Source organism: Streptomyces sp. NPDC060209, from assembly GCF_042728155.1.
GTDB lineage: Bacteria > Actinomycetota > Actinomycetes > Streptomycetales > Streptomycetaceae > Streptomyces.
On record NZ_JBHWZS010000091.1, the window covers coordinates 1 to 16512 of the forward strand.

At 69.0% G+C, this 16512-nt stretch carries 14 protein-coding genes and 2 tRNA genes; 5 read left to right on the forward strand and 11 right to left on the reverse strand.

The features are described 5' to 3' along the window. The first annotated feature begins 140 nt into the window (after nucleotides 1-140). On the forward strand, nucleotides 141-893 hold the full coding sequence (locus ACFWFI_RS19095; RefSeq protein WP_387391349.1) for a metallophosphoesterase: 753 nt from the start codon (nucleotides 141-143) through the stop codon (nucleotides 891-893). A 171-nt stretch (nucleotides 894-1064) separates the two neighbouring features. On the opposite strand, the gene ACFWFI_RS19100 is transcribed toward ACFWFI_RS19095, so the two are convergent. Beyond that, nucleotides 1065-1137 (reverse strand) — tRNA-Ala (locus ACFWFI_RS19100). A gap of 170 nt (nucleotides 1138-1307) precedes the next feature. Here ACFWFI_RS19100 and ACFWFI_RS19105 point away from each other — a divergent pair. After that, on the forward strand, nucleotides 1308-1856 hold the full coding sequence (locus ACFWFI_RS19105) for a helix-turn-helix domain-containing protein (protein WP_387391352.1): 549 nt from the start codon (nucleotides 1308-1310) through the stop codon (nucleotides 1854-1856). Nucleotides 1857-1960: 104 nt separating this feature from the next. Further along, a complete protein-coding gene (locus ACFWFI_RS19110) occupies nucleotides 1961-3346 on the forward strand; it encodes a serine/threonine protein kinase (RefSeq protein ID WP_387391355.1) in 1386 nt (461 codons plus the stop codon). Nucleotides 3347-3351: 5 nt separating this feature from the next. Here ACFWFI_RS19110 and ACFWFI_RS19115 read toward each other — a convergent pair whose 3' ends face one another. The 3 genes from ACFWFI_RS19115 to ACFWFI_RS19125 all read right to left on the reverse strand — a co-directional run bounded on the left by ACFWFI_RS19115 (nucleotide 3352) and on the right by ACFWFI_RS19125 (nucleotide 6938). Beyond that, nucleotides 3352-4689: a hypothetical protein gene (locus ACFWFI_RS19115; RefSeq protein WP_387391358.1), complete on the reverse strand. Its 1338-nt coding sequence runs from the start codon at nucleotides 4687-4689 to the stop codon at nucleotides 3352-3354. After that, nucleotides 4686-6554: a vWA domain-containing protein gene (locus ACFWFI_RS19120; protein ID WP_387391402.1), complete on the reverse strand. Its 1869-nt coding sequence runs from the start codon at nucleotides 6552-6554 to the stop codon at nucleotides 4686-4688. Before ACFWFI_RS19120 ends, ACFWFI_RS19115 begins: the two co-directional genes overlap by 4 nt. Before the next feature lie 249 nt (nucleotides 6555-6803). Continuing rightward, nucleotides 6804-6938, reverse strand: coding sequence for a DLW-39 family protein (locus ACFWFI_RS19125; RefSeq protein WP_003958712.1), 135 nt, complete (start codon nucleotides 6936-6938; stop codon nucleotides 6804-6806). A gap of 282 nt (nucleotides 6939-7220) precedes the next feature. Here ACFWFI_RS19125 and ACFWFI_RS19130 point away from each other — a divergent pair, with 282 nt between their 5' ends. Beyond that, complete coding sequence (locus ACFWFI_RS19130; protein ID WP_387391361.1) at nucleotides 7221-7580, forward strand: DUF6344 domain-containing protein; 360 nt, start codon at nucleotides 7221-7223, stop codon at nucleotides 7578-7580. A gap of 230 nt (nucleotides 7581-7810) precedes the next feature. Here the strand turns inward: ACFWFI_RS19130 and ACFWFI_RS19135 are convergent, their stop codons facing one another. Further along, nucleotides 7811-8356 carry a hypothetical protein gene (locus ACFWFI_RS19135; RefSeq protein ID WP_387391363.1) on the reverse strand — a complete coding sequence of 182 codons (546 nt, stop codon included), beginning with the start codon at nucleotides 8354-8356 and terminating at the stop codon, nucleotides 7811-7813. Between the two features lie 101 nt (nucleotides 8357-8457). Between ACFWFI_RS19135 and ACFWFI_RS19140 the strand changes: the two genes are divergently transcribed. After that, a complete protein-coding gene (locus tag ACFWFI_RS19140) occupies nucleotides 8458-8715 on the forward strand; it encodes a site-specific integrase (RefSeq protein ID WP_387391366.1) in 258 nt (85 codons plus the stop codon). Nucleotides 8716-8770: 55 nt separating this feature from the next. Here the strand turns inward: ACFWFI_RS19140 and ACFWFI_RS19145 are convergent. The 6 genes from ACFWFI_RS19145 to recF form a co-directional block, all read right to left on the reverse strand. After that, a tRNA-Ile gene (locus tag ACFWFI_RS19145) sits at nucleotides 8771-8847 on the reverse strand. A 71-nt stretch (nucleotides 8848-8918) separates the two neighbouring features. After that, on the reverse strand, nucleotides 8919-9515 hold the full coding sequence (locus tag ACFWFI_RS19150; protein ID WP_387391369.1) for a DUF3566 domain-containing protein: 597 nt from the start codon (nucleotides 9513-9515) through the stop codon (nucleotides 8919-8921). A 93-nt stretch (nucleotides 9516-9608) separates the two neighbouring features. Then, nucleotides 9609-12236 (reverse strand): DNA gyrase subunit A, encoded by a 2628-nt coding sequence (gene gyrA / locus ACFWFI_RS19155; RefSeq protein ID WP_387391372.1) that lies wholly within the window; start codon nucleotides 12234-12236, stop codon nucleotides 9609-9611. 46 nt (nucleotides 12237-12282) lie between these two features. Beyond that, complete coding sequence (gene gyrB, locus ACFWFI_RS19160) at nucleotides 12283-14352, reverse strand: DNA topoisomerase (ATP-hydrolyzing) subunit B (protein WP_387391375.1); 2070 nt, start codon at nucleotides 14350-14352, stop codon at nucleotides 12283-12285. A gap of 403 nt (nucleotides 14353-14755) precedes the next feature. After that, on the reverse strand, nucleotides 14756-15316 hold the full coding sequence (locus tag ACFWFI_RS19165; protein WP_387391378.1) for a DciA family protein: 561 nt from the start codon (nucleotides 15314-15316) through the stop codon (nucleotides 14756-14758). Continuing rightward, nucleotides 15313-16443 carry a DNA replication/repair protein RecF gene (recF, locus tag ACFWFI_RS19170; protein ID WP_387391381.1) on the reverse strand — a complete coding sequence of 377 codons (1131 nt, stop codon included), beginning with the start codon at nucleotides 16441-16443 and terminating at the stop codon, nucleotides 15313-15315. Before recF ends, ACFWFI_RS19165 begins: the two co-directional genes overlap by 4 nt. Nucleotides 16444-16512 lie beyond the last annotated feature (69 nt).

A 16512-nucleotide genomic window follows, 5' to 3' on the forward strand; every position in this document is an offset into this window, starting at 1 on the left:
GTATTAAAGGGGTGATTTGCGCGTGAAGCGTTTTATGCTGAAATGTGTGCTAATATGCGGAGCCGGACCGACGGCTCTTCCTGAGCCGAGCGGGCGCACTGACCGCGGGCACGATCGCCGTCGCCACCACCGGGTTCGGCATGCGCACGGCGCTCGGAGACCCGGTGGTCAAGCGGGTGCCCATCAGTATCACCGGCCTGGCGCAGCCGCTCTCCGGGCTGCGGATCGCGGTCGTCAGCGACCTGCACCTCGGCCCGCTCCTGGGACGCTCCCACACCGAACGCATCGTCCGGATGATCAACGCTCTGGAGGCCGACGTCGTGACGGTCGTCGGCGACCTGGCGGACGGCAAGCCCTCCGAACTGGCGCCCGCCGCACGCCCGTTGCGTCATCTGGAATCCACGCACGGCGCGTTCTTCGTGACGGGCAACCACGAGTACATGTTCGACGGCGCCGAGGCATGGGTCGACGAACTGCACGACCTGGGGGTCACCACGCTCCTCAACGAGCGGAGAGAGATCCGCCACCACGGCGCCGTGCTCGACCTGGCCGGTGTGGAGGACCTGTCCGCCGCAGAGCACGGGCGCGGGCCGGACTACGAGCGCGCGCTCGGCGGCCGGGACACCAGCCGGCCGGTCGTCCTCATGGCACACCAGCCGGTGATGATCGAGGACGCCGCCCGGCACGGGGTCGACCTCCAGCTGTCGGGTCACACCCACGGCGGCCAGATGTTCCCGCTCACGGAACTGACCAAGCTCGCCAACCCCGTCGTCTCCGGCCTCGGGAAGGTCGACAACACCCAGCTGTACGTCACCAACGGTGCCGGGTTCTTCGGCCCGCCGGTGCGGGTCGGCGCCGAGCCGGAGATCACGGTGATCGAACTGCGCGCCTGAAGGGGTGCCCGACGCACCCCGGGCCGCCCCTCCGCGCCGACCACCCGGCTGGACAACGCCTCAGGCCCGCGACGACCGGCCGCGACCCCGAAGAGGAATGACCGGTAGAGGGCCTCGATCGCAAAAAAGCCCCCTGAACTGCGTCTCCGCAGTTCAGGGGGCTTTCGATTGTGGAGCCTAGGAGATTCGAACTCCTGACATCTGCCTTGCAAAGGCAGCGCTCTACCAACTGAGCTAAGGCCCCGGAAACCGGACATCACAGGACACATACATGTTGCGACGTCCGACGCAGAACAGAGTACCGGGTGACCCCCCGAATCCTGCAAAAGGATTGGGGCTCCCGGCCCGCAACGGCTCTCCGTAAGATGCACGACGAGGTTCGCAGCAGCGAAGCCGCAGCGAAGGGGAGACGCAATGGACGCAGCGCAGCAAGAGGCCACGGCTAGAGCCAGGGAGCTCCAGCGCAGCTGGTACGGAGAGCCGCTGGGGGCGCTCTTCCGCAGGCTGATCGACGACCTCGGCCTCAACCAGGCACGCCTCGCGGCTGTTCTCGGGCTGTCCGCCCCCATGCTCTCCCAGCTGATGAGCGGGCAGCGGGCCAAGATCGGCAACCCTGCGGTCGTGCAGCGGGTCCAGGCACTTCAGGAGCTCGCCAGCCAGGTGGCGGACGGCAGCGTCAGCGCGGGAGAGGCCACGGACCGGATGGAAGAGGTCAAGAAGTCGCAGGGCGGCTCGGTCCTGACCAACACCGGCCAGACCTCCACCACCGGTGGAGCCCCCACCGTGCGACGTGTGGTCCGCGAGATCCAGTCTCTGCTGCGGTCGGTCGCGGCGGCCGGCGACATCATCGATGCTGCGGACTCCCTCGCCCCGGACCACCCGGAGCTGGCAGAGTTCCTCAGGGTGTACGGAGCGGGACGCACCGCTGACGCGGTCGCGCACTACGAAGGCCACCAGAGCTAGGACGGGGCCCCCGGGCCCGGGGGACGCCCCGGAGCCCGGAGCCGTGGCAGTATCCCGACAGCCGGGGCACGAACCGAAACGGGAACGGGAGCGGGCGCAGCGCAATGGGTGAGGTCTTCGCTGGTCGGTACGAGCTGGTCGATCCGATCGGACGTGGTGGGGTCGGCGCCGTCTGGCGCGCGTGGGACCACCGGCGCCGCCGGTACGTGGCGGCCAAGGTCCTGCAACAGAGCGACGCGCACACGCTGCTGCGCTTCGTCCGCGAGCAGGCGTTGCGGATCGAGCACCCGCACGTCCTCGCACCGGCCAGCTGGGCCGCCGACGACGACAAGGTCCTCTTCACCATGGACCTGGTCAGCGGCGGTTCGCTGGCCCATGTGATCGGCGACTACGGCCCGCTGCCCCCGCGGTTCGTCTGTCTCCTGCTCGATCAGCTGTTGTCCGGGCTGTCCACGGTGCATGCGGAGGGGGTCGTGCACCGCGACATCAAACCCGCCAACATTCTGATGGAGGCGACCGGTACGGGTCGGCCGCATCTGCGCCTCTCCGACTTCGGCATCTCGATGCGCAAGGGCGAGCCGCGGCTGACGGAGACCAACTATGTGGTCGGAACGCCCGGTTACTTCGCACCCGAGCAGATGATGGGAGCGGAGCCCGACTTCCCGGCGGATCTGTTCGCCGTCGGTCTCGTAGCGCTCTACCTGCTCGAGGGTCAGAAGCCGGACGCCAAGGCGTTGATCGAGTACTTCGCCGCGCATGGCACCCCGGGCGCGCCCCAGGGTGTGCCGGAGCCCTTGTGGCAGGTCCTCGCAGGCCTGCTGCAGCCGGATCCGCACGCCCGTTTCCGTACGGCCACAGGGGCGCGCAAAGCGCTGACGGCAGCAGTCGAGATGCTGCCGGAAGCCGGTCCCGACGACGAGCAGGTAGAGGTGTTCGACCAGATCGGCCCTCTGCCCGCGGGATTCGGCCCCGACGGCCCCGAAACGCCCGTCGGCGGGCCTCAGACGCCCACGCAGGACGTCGGCGGTACGCCGCCCGCACCTCAGCCCTCGCCGCAGCCGTACGCGCCGCAGGGCCCCGGTCAGCAGCCGTACGCGCCGCAGGGAACGCCGGGGCAACAGCCTTACTCACCGCCCCCGTCGATGTCGGAGACGGGCAGCTTCCATCTGGCGCCGCCCCCGCAGCGCCCCGCGCCGCTTCCGTACCCGGCACAGCCGCAGACGCCGTCCAGCCCCCTTCCGGCCCACACGGTGTCCCCCTACACCGCCGACGCCGCCCCGGACCTGGCCCAGGCCGCCACGGCCGCCGTGCCGTACGGGGCGTCGCCCACCCGCGCCTACACCGCAGAGCACCCGCAGGCTCCCAGGAGCTCCGCACCGCAGCCGGCCCCGGCCAAGCGGCCGGGACCGTCCCCGAAGGTGGCGGTCCCGGTGCTCGTGGTGGCGCTGATCTGCTTCGCGGTGGGGATCTGGGCACTCACCCAGGCCTGAGCGGCCTACCAGGCGCGCGGGGGACCGCCGAGCGGCGGCTGCCCACCCGCACCGGGCGGCACAGCGCTGGGGACGGCCCGGCGCCTGGCCAGCAGGATCCACGCCCCGAGCCCCAGCACCAGTACGGAGCCCGCGCCGATGCCCGCAGCGGCCACCATCTTCATCGTGTCGCTCTCACCGGCCTCGGGCGCGCTCTGCCCGCTCTTGGCCATGTCCCTGTCGTCGCCCGTGATTCCGAAGATCCCGCCGTCCCCCTGATAGGGCGACGGCTTCCTGTCGTTGACGACCTTCACCTTGAGCGTCAGCCCGATGGCCTCGTCCCCGTAGTGCTCGGCGACCTCGGGCGAGAGCGTCACCGAGAGGTAGTACCAACCCGCGAAGCGCATGGCGCTGACGTCCGCTGCCGCGTCGTAGCGGTTCTCGTAGGCCACCGGGGGCAGCGGGTCCAGGGACACCGAGTTGGGAGCGCCGGAGTACGACAGCGTCGCGTCGTCCACATGCCCGCGTGCCGGGTTGTCCAGGGCCATCGCCAAGGCGTTTCCGAGGTACTCCGTCGACTTGCCGCTGTTGCTCAGCGCGGCCGTGGCGAAGATCTGCTGGCCCCAGTCCACGGGCACCCGGTAGAAGCGGGTCTGTCCCGGCGCGATGGCGTCCACCCATTCGCCGGACTCCAGGCTGGTGGCGTCGTAGAAGCTGCTGCCACCGGACCGCTCCTGCTTGCCGGCGGGCGGCACCGGCGAGGCGGAGGGCCAGTTCTCCGGCGCCTCGGTCGGCAGCGACCCGCCGTCCTTCAGCGCCGGCTCGGTCTCGAAGCGCAGCTCCAGGTCCCAGGCGTCGGGGGACGAGGTCGCCTTGCTCTCCCGCTCGACCAGGACGTTGTACGTGCCGCCTGCTGCACAGGTGGTGCTGTCCTTCTCCACGGTCCGGTGCGCGTATGCGGCGATCGGACGTGGGAACTCCGCCGACTCGAAGGCCGCGTCCTCGGAGCTGCACCGGGTGTCGTCCAGGTCCCTGATGCTGATCGTGATGCCGTCCCCGTAGGCGACCTTTCCGCCCGCCTTCGGCACGGCCACCGCAGAGACGTACGCATCGGTCGTGTCGTCGAGTTCCAGACGGTAATAGAGCTTCTGACCGCGCTTGATGGAGCTCTTGTAGACCGATCCGGTCTTCAGCTCCGTCGCGTCCGCGTTCGTCTCCGCGCCCTGGACCGATGCCGCCGCCGGGTCGAAGGTGTACGCCGCAGGGCCGTCGGCCGCGTGCGCCTGCCCCGGCAGCGCCGCCACCGCGCACACCGCCGCGATCGCCGCTAGCGTCACCCGGCCCCTGTTGCCCTGCCTGTTCACGCGCTTCCCCTCGTCGTCTGCCCATCTGCCCTGCGTCGACTGCGTACGAGCAGGAGCCCGGCGATCAGAGCGGCCGCGGCACCCGCTCCGGCAGCGGCCGCGATGCCGGTCCATCCTGCCCCGCCCGTACCACTGCTGTCTGCGGCCCCCGCCGTATTGCCGGCATCGACCACCCCGGTGCCGCCGGGCTCGTGCGTCCGTGCCGAGGCTCCGTGCTGGGGACCGGCCAGCTCGTTCCCGAGGACCGCCACCCTCAGCACCACGCCGATGCGCGGATTCTCCGCGATCTCGGCCGCCTTCGCCCCGAGGGTCACCGCGATGTAGAAGTCGCCTCCGGCGTGGACCGGCCGGACCGCGGAACGGGATTCGTAGCGGTTGGTCCACGCGATCGGGACGGAGCCCATCCGCAGGGCCGCGGGCTTCCCGCTGTACATCGCCGTCGAGCGGAACTCACCGCCGCTGTCGACCGGGAAGCGCGCCGGAGTGAACAGCTGCGTCCCGCCGTACGAGTGGGCGACGGAGTTCTCCACCGTGGGCTCGTTGGCGAACTCCACGTCGTAGCGGACCTGTTGGCCCCAGCCGGCCGACACCTTGTACCAGAGGGTCTGCGACGGCAGGATCCCGTCCCGCCACACACCCCGTTTGAGCTCCGTGGCGTCGTTGAAGCCGGTGCCGCCCCGCACGTCGCGAGGATCTCCCGTCGGCAGCGCGGCATGCTTTCCGCCCTTCCCGTATTCCGGCTGGGACTGCGCGAGGGTGACCCCGTCGGCCGGCGGCGCCTCGATGCCGTACATCAGCTCCAGTGGCCAACGGGCACTGTCGGAACCCTCCTTGCTCTGTCGTTCGACCACCAGCCAGTAGCGGCCCGCGTCGTCGCAGGTGCGGTTCCCGTCCTCCGAAGGGATCCGGGACACCGCCGAGGTCAGCGGTGTCGCGCCCTCCTGCTGAAGGAAGCGCTCGGTATCGGATTCACAGGTGGAGTCGCCGTCGCCGTACGCCAGACCGGTGCTCAGGGCGTCGAGGCCGTCGACGGCCGCACCGGACTGCGGCACCGCGGTGGCCGCGAAGTCCGCCGTGGAGACCGCGTCGAGACTCACGGCGTAGTACCGCTTCTCGCCGGGCCCGATGGTGTCCAGATACTGCCCGGGATCCATGGAGGGAGACTTGGCCGTGGTGGCCCCTCCCTCGATCCGTTCGCCCCTCAAACGGTATCCATCGGCGGAGAGTTGCGCGGACCTTTGCAGTTGCCGGGCAAGCGCGTCCGCGTCCGGTGCGTCGTAGTAACGCCCGTTGCCCGCCTCCGCGATGCACTCCAACTGCTCCCGGGCCGCCCCCTCGACCTGGAAGCCCACGGTGTCGATCCGCAGCCCGACGCCCTCCCTGCCGAGCTGTTCGGCGACCTCGCAGGGACGAGGGGTACCGCAGGTGTCCTCGCCGTCGGAGATCAGAAGGATCGTGCGTGTCCCGACGGCGCCGACCGAGGGCGTGTGAAGGTCTTCGGCGGCCTTCTGCAGGGACAGCCCGATCGGGGTGTCCCCCCGGGGCTCCACGCCCGCGACGGCCTTCTTCATGGCTGCCCGGTCCAGCGCACTCACCGGGCGTACGAGCCGGGTGTCCGTGCAGCCCCGGGGCCGGTCGGCCCCGTACACCCGCAGCCCGGCCGGATGCCCGTCGGGCAGGGCGTCGACCACGGTTCCCACGGCCGCACGGGCGCTCTCCATCCGGGTACGGCCCGTGCCGTCGTCCTCACTCATGGAACCCGAGGAGTCGAGCACCATGACGAGACCGCCACCGCCCGGCCCTTCCTGCGCGGTTGCGCCCGGGGCCGCCGGTACGGCCGCTCCGGCGGGCAACACCCCTGCCATCAGCGCCAGCAACGCACCGCCGGCCACGACCGCCGCCCGCGTACTACGGCGGCGTGCAACCGCCCTCGTCCGTACACTCACCGAATCCCCCTCGGCCACCCGTACATCACCATTGCTTTGCTCATGCAACCTAGTGATTTGCTTGGGTGAACTCAAGGGCGCCGCTGTCACGGTCCCGCAACAGCGGACCCCGGACAGCAGAAAGCCCCGGCCGCTCGGCGACCGGGGCTTGTAGCAGACTGTTCCGTCTCACACACCTGAACCTGCGGGCACGGAGTCGGTCGCCTCCGTCCACAGATCCTGCTCGGCGCGATCCGCCTGGATCTGGCGGTACACGAGGAGCCCGCCGATGGCGGCCAGTGCGACCAGGAGAAGCTTCTTCACCGCGCGACCTCGTCTTTCCTTGACGTAAGGGACTTCTGCCGCCCGACTATACACACCGGCCGATACCGATCGGTGACCTCCCCGGAACCCGGCCGCCACCCGCCCAGGACGCCTGTCGGGGCCTCTCACCACCCCCCGGAGCAGCTTTTCCGAGCCGGTTGAACCATACGAGTGGTGTTCATCAGAAGATCGGCGCACCGGGGGCGTCGGTCCCGGTTTCCGCAGGCCGGATCCACATCATCGGAAAGGTAAGCAAACCGGACCACCTGAAAGCGAGGGGCCATGAGCACCTTCAGGGTCAAGAGCATCTGGACAGCCTTCGTCACCGCCTTCTTCGCGCTTCTCGCGTCGCTGGGCCTCGCCACCGCCCAGGCCACGGCCGCGGAGCCGACGGTCACGAGCCACGAGCACACGGGTGCGACCCCGGCAACCGCGACCACGCCGTCGGTGCGATGGACCCTTCCGCGTGACAGGGCGCTGCCACCCACGATGAAGCAGCGCATCCGCGCCGAGGCACACGGCTCCTCGCCCGCCACCCGCCAGTTGTCCCCCGACTCCACTGACGCAATGCACGCGACGAACAGCACCCGCTCCGCCCACAGCGCCACACCTGCCGGGGACTCGGCCCCGCTGCCACCCTGAGGGCGCCGCGAACGCCACCCAGGCCCCTGGTCCGGTTCACACCGGCGGGGGCCTTTTCCATGCGCCCGCGCACACCCCCGCCGAAGCCGGCGCGGATGGCCCCCGGCCCTCCCAAGTGGTCCCGGAACAGGCCCGGATCACAGGCGGCAACCGGGGTGACATTGCTCCCGCCGACCGGCACCGTCAGGCCAGGACCGCACAGCGCCGTTCATGCCGAAGGCCCCCCACCGCTACCGGTGGGGGGCCTTCGTACTGGTGGAACGCCGGTCCTGCTCGTCAAATCCCTCAACACACCCCTCGGCATCGACACTCCGAGGCACCAGCTCGATCGTCACCGGCGCCGCTGAGTCAAGGTCGATCGTGTCTCCGTCGTCCTCGGCGAGAGCCACGTCGGGGTAGTCGGCAGGCACTACGACCAGCATCGTGTGGGGGCGGGGAAGCCAGCCCACATCCTGCGGAGGGTCGTAGCGGCCGATATCGACGATCCGCACCAGCGTCTCAGGAATGCCGACGAGACAGGTGTCACCAACGTGCAAGTTCCATGGCGCAGGGTCGGTCTTGAACAAGCTCATGGTCCACTCCGGGGAGTCGGCCGACATCGCGAATGCCCTCCGGCCGTTCCATCCGTACTCGGACTGCGGGTCGATCTCGGCCCACGGCCACTCGACCGAGGCGTGGAAGCGGGACACGTCGGCCACTCGCCCCTGGGCCGGCGGACAGCTCACTCGCAGAACGTCGCCGACCCGGAAGTCCTGATGCGGTGCGTTCTCGCCCATGCTGCCCCTTGTCGTTGTTCGCTCCGAGAGCCGCACGGTACCGACTGCCTCAGTCACAGCTCGCCCGGGCTGTCATCCCGTCTGCCGTCTTCCCGCACGGAGTGGCAGCGGGGCAGAGCTTCAACGCGCTCCTGAAGCGGTCCGGGGTCCGCCGGATCACGGTGCGGCCCGCTCGGCCCGCTCGGCACACCTACGGCACCCTGCCGGCCTTCCTGAAGGTGCATCCCAAGGCCGCTCAGGCCATCCTGCGGCACAGCCGGATCAGCATGACGGACGTCTGCACCCACGTCGTGGGCGACGGTGAGCGAGAAGCCGTGACGATGCTCGCGGGCCTTCTGGAAGGTCCATTGATCGGCTGATGTCAGCCGTAGATGCAAAAGGCCCCCCACCGTTACCGGTGAGGGGCCTTCGTGCTGGTGGGGCTAACAGGATTTGAACCTGTGGCCTCATCCTTATCAGGGATGCGCTCTAACCAACTGAGCTATAGCCCCGCCGCGCTGCTGCGCTGACTTCTGAAGATTAGCGCACGTCGGGGCCAGTCCCAAAATCGATACCCGGCGTCCTACTCGTCCTCGGCGAGAGTGAGCTCCACGCCACCCACGAAGCCGGCCGACAAGTTGTAGATGAACGCGCCCAGCGTCGCCAGCGCGGTGGCCAGCACCACATCGATCACCGCGATGACCGAGGTGAAGATGAGGACGCGCGGCAGCGACAGGAACGACTGCAGATCGAAGCCGTTGCTCTCGTTCGAGCCGGTGGCCTCGCTGATCGTGCCGCCCACGGTGGAGAAGACGCCCATCGCGTCCATCACCATCCACAGGACAGCGGCCGCGACCACCGTGCAGATGCCGAGCGCGATGGAGAGCAGGAAGCTGACCTTCATCACCGACCACGGATCGGCCTTCGCGACCCGCAGACGGGCCTTACGGGTGCGCGGAGTGGTCCGCGCCCCGGTCCGGGGCAGCCGGGTCGCCTGCGCGCCGCCGACGCCCTGTACACCGCCCTGCGTGCCTCCGCCCTGCGTACCGCCCGCAGGGGACTGGTACGCCTGCGGCGGGTGGTAGGGCCCCGCCTGGCCCGGTGCGGCCTCCCGCTCGCCGGGCAACGGCCCGGTCGCGTACCCCTCGTATTGCGGCTGAGGTCCCCGAGTGTCCGTCACAGTGCCCCCTTGGGAGTCCGTGGCAGGGCCACGGACGCCGTTCGCGCCTGCTCCGGAAGCGGCCGAACCGGCGCCCGTGGCTCCACTCACGCTTTACTCCTCGTGCTCCCCGGCCGAAGGCGCCGTGCCCTCGACTGTGCCCTCGACCACGCTCTCGGCATGGGCCTCGACCGTGGCGCCTTCGGCCTCATCGGTCCCGTCGACCTCTTCGGCCTCACGACCGGCCTCGGCGTTGCGCGCGATGCCGACGACGGCATCCCGCTTGCCCAGATTGATCAGTTGGACGCCCATGGTGTCACGGCCCGTCTCCCTGACTTCATTGACTCGCGTACGAATCACACCGCCCCCGAGCGTGATGGCGAGGATCTCGTCCGCTTCCTCCACCACCAGCGCACCGACGAGCGAACCGCGGTCCTCGACGATCTTGGCGGCCTTGATACCCAGACCACCACGACCCTGGACGCGGTATTCGTCGACAGCGGTCCGCTTCGCGTAACCACCGTCGGTGGCAGTGAACACGAACGTACCGGGCCGGACAACATTCATCGAGAGCAGTTCGTCGCCCTCGCGGAAACTCATGCCCTTCACGCCCGAGGTCGCGCGGCCCATCGGGCGCAGCGCGTCGTCCGTCGCGGTGAACCTGATCGACTGGGCCTTCCTGCTGATGAGCAGCAGATCGTCCTCGGCCGACACCAGCTCCGCACCGATCAGCTCGTCGTCCGCGCCGCTCTCCGTCTCCCGGAGGTTGATCGCGATGACGCCGCCGGAACGTGGTGAGTCGTAGTCCTTGAGCGAGGTCTTCTTCACCAGACCGCCCTTGGTCGCCAGGACCAGGTAGGGCGCGGCTTCGTAGTCGCGGATCGCCAGGATCTGCGCGATCTGCTCGTCGGGCTGGAACGCCAGCAGGTTCGCGACGTGCTGGCCACGCGCGTCCCGGCCGGCATCCGGCAGCTCATACGCCTTGGCCCGGTACACGCGGCCCTTGTTCGTGAAGAACAGCAGCCAGTGGTGCGTCGTCGACACGAAGAAGTGGTCGACGATGTCGTCTTCCCTGAGCTTCGTGCCGCGCACGCCCTTGCCGCCGCGCTTCTGCGAGCGGTAGTCGTCCGTCTTGGTGCGCTTGACGTAGCCGCCGCGCGAGATGGTGACGACGATGTCTTCCTCGGCGATGAGGTCCTCGATCGACATGTCACCGTCGAAGGGCACCAGCTTCGAGCGCCGGTCGTCGCCGAACTTGTCGACGATCGCCGCCAGCTCCTCGCTGACGATCTGACGCTGCCGCTCCGGCGAGGCCAGGATCTCGTTGTACTCGTTGATCTTCGCCTGGAGCTCGTCGTGCTCGGCGGTGATCTTCTGGTGCTCCAGCGCGGCCAGGCGGCGCAGCTGCATCTCCAGGATCGCGTTCGCCTGGATCTCGTCGATCTCCAGCAGGCCCATCAGGCCCTCACGCGCGATCTCCACAGTGTTGCTGCGGCGGATGAGCGCGATGACCTCTTCGATCGCGTTCAGCGCCTTGAGCAGCCCACGCAGGATGTGCGCCCGCTCCTCCGCCTTGCGCAGGCGGAACTTCGTGCGCCGGACGATGACCTCGATCTGGTGCGTCACCCAGTGCCGGATGAAAGCGTCGATCGACAGCGTGCGCGGCACCCCGTCGACGAGCGCCAGCATGTTCGCGCCGAAGTTCGACTGCAGATCGGTGTGCTTGTACAGGTTGTTCAGCACGACCTTGGCGACCGCGTCACGCTTCAGCACGACCACCAGACGCTGGCCGGTGCGCGAGGACGTCTCGTCACGGACATCCGCGATGCCGCCGACCTTGCCGTCCTTCACCAGGTCGGCGATCTTCTGCGCGAGGTTGTCGGGGTTGGTCTGGTACGGAAGCTCCGTGACCACCAGGCACTGACGGCCCTGGATCTCCTCGACCGCCACGACCGCACGCATCGTGATGGAGCCACGCCCCGTGCGGTACGCGTCCTCGATGCCCTGACGGCCCACGACGAGCGCGCCCGTCGGGAAGTCCGGGCCCTTGATGCGCTCGAGCAGCGCGTCCAGGAGCTCCTCGTGCGAAGCTTCCGGGTGCTCCAGATACCACTGCGCACCGGCCGCGACCTCGCGCAGGTTGTGCGGCGGAATGTTGGTGGCCATACCGACCGCGATGCCCGCCGAACCATTGATCAGCAGGTTCGGGAAGCGCGCCGGGAGAACCACCGGCTCCTGGTTGCGACCGTCGTAGTTGTCCTTGAAGTCGACGGTCTCCTCGTCGATGTCCCGGACCATCTCCATGGACAGCGGCATCATCTTGCACTCGGTGTACCGCATGGCGGCGGCCGGGTCGTTGCCCGGGGAACCGAAGTTGCCGTTGGAGTCCACGAGCGGCATGCGCATCGACCAGTGCTGTGCCAGTCGCACGAGCGCGTCGTAGATCGAGGAGTCGCCGTGCGGGTGGTACGTACCCATGACGTCGCCGACGACGCGGGCGCACTTGTAGAAGCCCTTCTCGGGCCGGTAGCCACCGTCGTACATCGCGTACAGCACCCGTCGGTGCACGGGCTTCAGACCGTCCCGCACGTCAGGGAGCGCACGCGACACGATGACGGACATCGCGTAGTCGAGGTAGGAGCGCTGCATCTCCGTCTCGAGCCCGACGGGCTCGACACGCATGCCCACGCCCGGGACGGCGGGCTCCTCTTCGGGCATCACAGGGGTGTTCTCGTCGGCCATTGCTGGTCAAAGTCCTTTCGCGCTGCGGCTTGCTTGTACGGCCGACTCAGATGTCGAGGAAGCGGACGTCCTTGGCGTTGCGCTGGATGAACGAGCGCCGCGCCTCGACGTCCTCGCCCATCAGCACCGAGAACAGGTCGTCGGCCTGCGCCGCGTCGTCCAGCGTGACCTGGCCCAGCACCCGGTGGTCGATGTCCATCGTGGTGACGCGCAGCTCCTCGGCGTTCATCTCGCCGAGACCCTTGAAGCGCTGGATCGAGTCTTCCCTGATCCGCTTACCGTTCTGCTTGCCGAGCGCCACCAGGGCGTCGCGCTCACGGTCCGAGTACGCGTACTCGAAGTCGTCGCGACCCCACTTGATCTTGTAGAGCGGCGGGCGCGAGAGATAGACGTGCCCGGCCTCGACCAGCGGCCGCATGAAGCGGAACAGGAAGGTCAGCAGCAGGGTGTTGATGTGCTGGCCGTCGACGTCGGCGTCCGCCATCAGGATGATCTTGTGATAGCGGAGCTTCTCGATGTCGAAGTCCTCGTGGACCCCGGTGCCGAAGGCCGAAATCAGCGCCTGGACCTCGGTGTTCTGCAGGATCTTGTCGATCCGGGCCTTCTCGACGTTCAGGATCTTGCCTCGGATCGGCAGGATGGCCTGGTACATCGGGTTGCGGCCGGACTTCGCCGAACCACCGGCGGAGTCACCCTCGACGATGAAGATCTCGCACTTCGTCGGGTCGTTGGACTGGCAGTCGCTCAGCTTGCCGGGCAGCGAGGCGCTCTCCAGGAGCCCCTTGCGCCGGGTGAGGTCACGCGCCTTGCGAGCCGCGACACGGGCCGTGGAGGCCGCGATGCCCTTGCGGATGATGTCGGCGGCCTCGTTGGGGTTCCGGTCGAACCAGTCCGTCAGCTGCTCGTGGACGACCTTCTGGACGAAGGTCTTCGCCTCGGTGTTGCCCAGCTTCGTCTTCGTCTGGCCCTCGAACTGCGGCTCGCCCAGCTTCACCGAGATGATCGCCGTCAGACCCTCGCGGACGTCCTCACCGGTGAGGTTGTCGTCCTTCTCCCGGAGCAGCTTCTTGTCGCGCGCGTAGCGGTTGACCAGCGAGGTCAGCGCCGCGCGGAAACCCTCCTCGTGCGTGCCGCCCTCGTGCGTGTGGATCGCGTTGGCGAAGGAGTAGACGCCTTCGGTGTACTGCGTGTTCCACTGCATGGCGATCTCGGCCGAGAGGAGTCGGTCCTTGTCCTCGGCCTCGATGTCGATCACCGACTGGTGGATGAGGTCACCCTTGCGGGAGTTGAGGTACTTGACGAAGTCGACGATGCCGTTCTCGTAGTGGTACGTGACCGTACGGGCCGGCTCCTCGTCTGGGACGTCGACCACCTCGGCGCTGTCCGCGCCCGCCGTGGCCTTCGCCGCCTCACGCTCGTCGGTGAGCTTGAGGGTGAGCCCCTTGTTGAGGAACGCCATCTCCTGGAAGCGGCGCGAGAGGGTCTCGAAGGAGTAGTCGGTGGTCTCGAAGACGTCTCCGTCGGCCCAGAAGGTGACGGTCGTCCCCGTCTCCTCGGTGGCCTCGTGACGGGCCAGCGGGGCTGTCGGGACACCGAGCTTGTAGTCCTGGGTCCAGCGGTAGCCGTCCGTCTTGACCTCTACGGCCACCCGCGTGGACAGGGCGTTGACGACGGACACGCCGACGCCGTGCAGACCACCGGAGACGGCGTAGCCGCCGCCGCCGAACTTGCCGCCGGCGTGCAGCACGGTGAGGACGACCTCGACGGCCGGCTTGCCCTCGGACGGCACGATGCCGACCGGGATACCGCGGCCGTTGTCGATCACACGTACCCCGCCGTCGGCGAGGATCGTGACGTCGATGGTGTCCGCGTGCCCGGCCATGGCCTCGTCGACCGAGTTGTCGACAACCTCTTGCACGAGGTGGTGGAGACCGCGCTCACCGGTGGACCCGATGTACATACCGGGTCGCTTGCGGACCGCGTCCAGGCCTTCGAGCACGGTGATCGCGCTGGCGTCGTACGAGGCGGTGACCTCGCCGTGCTCACCGGCTGTGGACGGGATGTTCTCGTTGGGGTTGCCGGAATCGGCCACGAAGCGCCCTTTCTGGCACAGCACAGGCCGTTCTCCGGCTCGCGGGAGCGGCTGCGTCGTTCGGCGTGTATCGACGACTCCCGCGAGGAAGCGGGATTGTCCACCAGTCTACCGGTAGCGCTGACATGAATGGGGGTTTGCCGGTGCCTGAGTACGCATGTGCCGCCCTGAATGAGCGGCTGACGACTCCCCATATTCGGGAAGGGGCCTCGGGGGGCTCACGAGGGCTTTGCGCGCTTCGGGCTGTCAACCTCTCGCTACGGTGAGGGACGCTTCCGACTCGCCGCGCGACCCAAATCACCACATAGCGGCACAGACCGGAAACACCGGGCTGTCGGCGAATCAGGACAGAAGCGACTGATCCACCCCTCGGGCCGTCCCCGGTACAAGCCGGTGCCCGGGCGCTCCGGATACGGAAAAGCCCTGCTCAGCCGTAGGTGTCGCCCGGCCCCTTGCTCCCCGGAGCACGGAGAGGGCCGAATCTGCGCTGCGGACCGCCCGGGCCGAGCACTTTGATCATCCGCACGGTGCCCTGGCCCAGATCCTGGTTCAGCCGGGCCACGAGCTGCGGCGCCAGCAGCCGGAGCTGCGTCGCCCACGCCGTCGAATCGCACTGCACGGTCAGGACCCGCTCGGCCGGATCCTCGTCGTACCGCACCGGCACGCAGTGATTGGCCAGATCGCCACCGACGATCTGCGGCCAGCGGCCCATCACCCCGCCGACGGCCGCCGGGGTCTCCCAACCCCGCTCGGTGATCAGCCGGTTGATCGCCGAGCCCAAAGGCAGCGGATCACGGCCGTCGGACCGGGCGCCCGACCGCAGACCGCCACCACGCCTCGCCTGGTTCTTCTGCTGCGCCGCGGCGCCCCGGGCGCGGGCCTGCTCCTTCGCGGCACGCAGGGCCACACGTGCCAGATCCACACCCGAGACCTCCGGCTGCTTCGCCGGACCCGGCTTGGCCCCGCCCTGCTCGTCCGGACCGCTCACAGCCGCTCCACCGCCCCGGCGGAGACCGCGTAGCGCGCTCCGGCCAGCACACCCGGGACGTCGTCGTCCACAGCCGCCGTCACCAGCACCTGCTCACCGGGGGCGACCAGCTCCGCCAGCCGCTCACGCCTGCGCGCGTCGAGCTCGGCGAACACGTCGTCGAGCACCAGCACCGGCTCGTTGCCCTCGGTGCGGAGCAGATCGTACGAGGCCAGCCGCAGCGCCAAGGCGTACGACCAGGACTCGCCGTGGCTCGCGTACCCCTTGGCCGGCATTCCGCGCAGGCCCAGCACCAGGTCGTCACGGTGCGGACCGACCAAGGTCACCCCGCGCTCGACCTCCTGCTTGCGTGCCTGGACCAGGGCCGCCATCACCTGCTCGTACAGCTCTTCGCGGGTGCGCGCGAGCTCCACATCGGCGCCGACCGAGCTGCGGTACTCCAGTGTCACGGGCCCACCGCCCGGAGCGACGTCCGCGTAGGCCTTGTCCGCCAACGGCTGCAGGGTCGCGATCAGATCCAGCCGCTGCGCCAGCAGCTCCGCCGCCACCCTGCCCAGGTGCTGGTCCCACACGTCAAGCGTGGACAGATCCATCGACCTGCCCCCGTGCCTGCGGCCCATGGCGGCGGACTTCAGCAGGGTGTTCCGCTGCTTCAGCACCCGTTCGTAGTCGGAGCGGACTCCGGCCATGCGGGGGGAGCGCGCCGTGATCAGCTCGTCCAGAAAGCGCCGGCGCTCGCCCGGATCGCCCTTCACCAGGGCCAGGTCCTCCGGAGCGAAGAGCACCGTCCGCACTATCCCCAGGACGTCACGCGGTCTGACCTGCGACGACCTATTGATACGTGCCCTGTTGGCGCGGCCCGGATTGAGCTCGAGCTCGATCAGCTGAGAGCGCTCGCCCTGGGTGACCGCGGCTCGTACGACGGCACGCTCGGCGCCCATCCGCACCAGGGGGGCATCGGACGACACCCGGTGGCTGCCGAGCGTGGCGAGATAGCCGACCGCCTCCACCAGGTTGGTCTTGCCCTGGCCGTTGGCCCCCACGAACGCGGTGACGCCCGGGTCGAGAGGGACCTCGACCCGGGCGTACGAGCGGAAGTCGGCCAGCGAGAGATGCGTGACGTGCATGGTCGCCGACCCTTCCGACTGCTTGCTCTGCTGTGTGCAGCTGTGTAGCGGGCCGTCCACGGCCCGCGC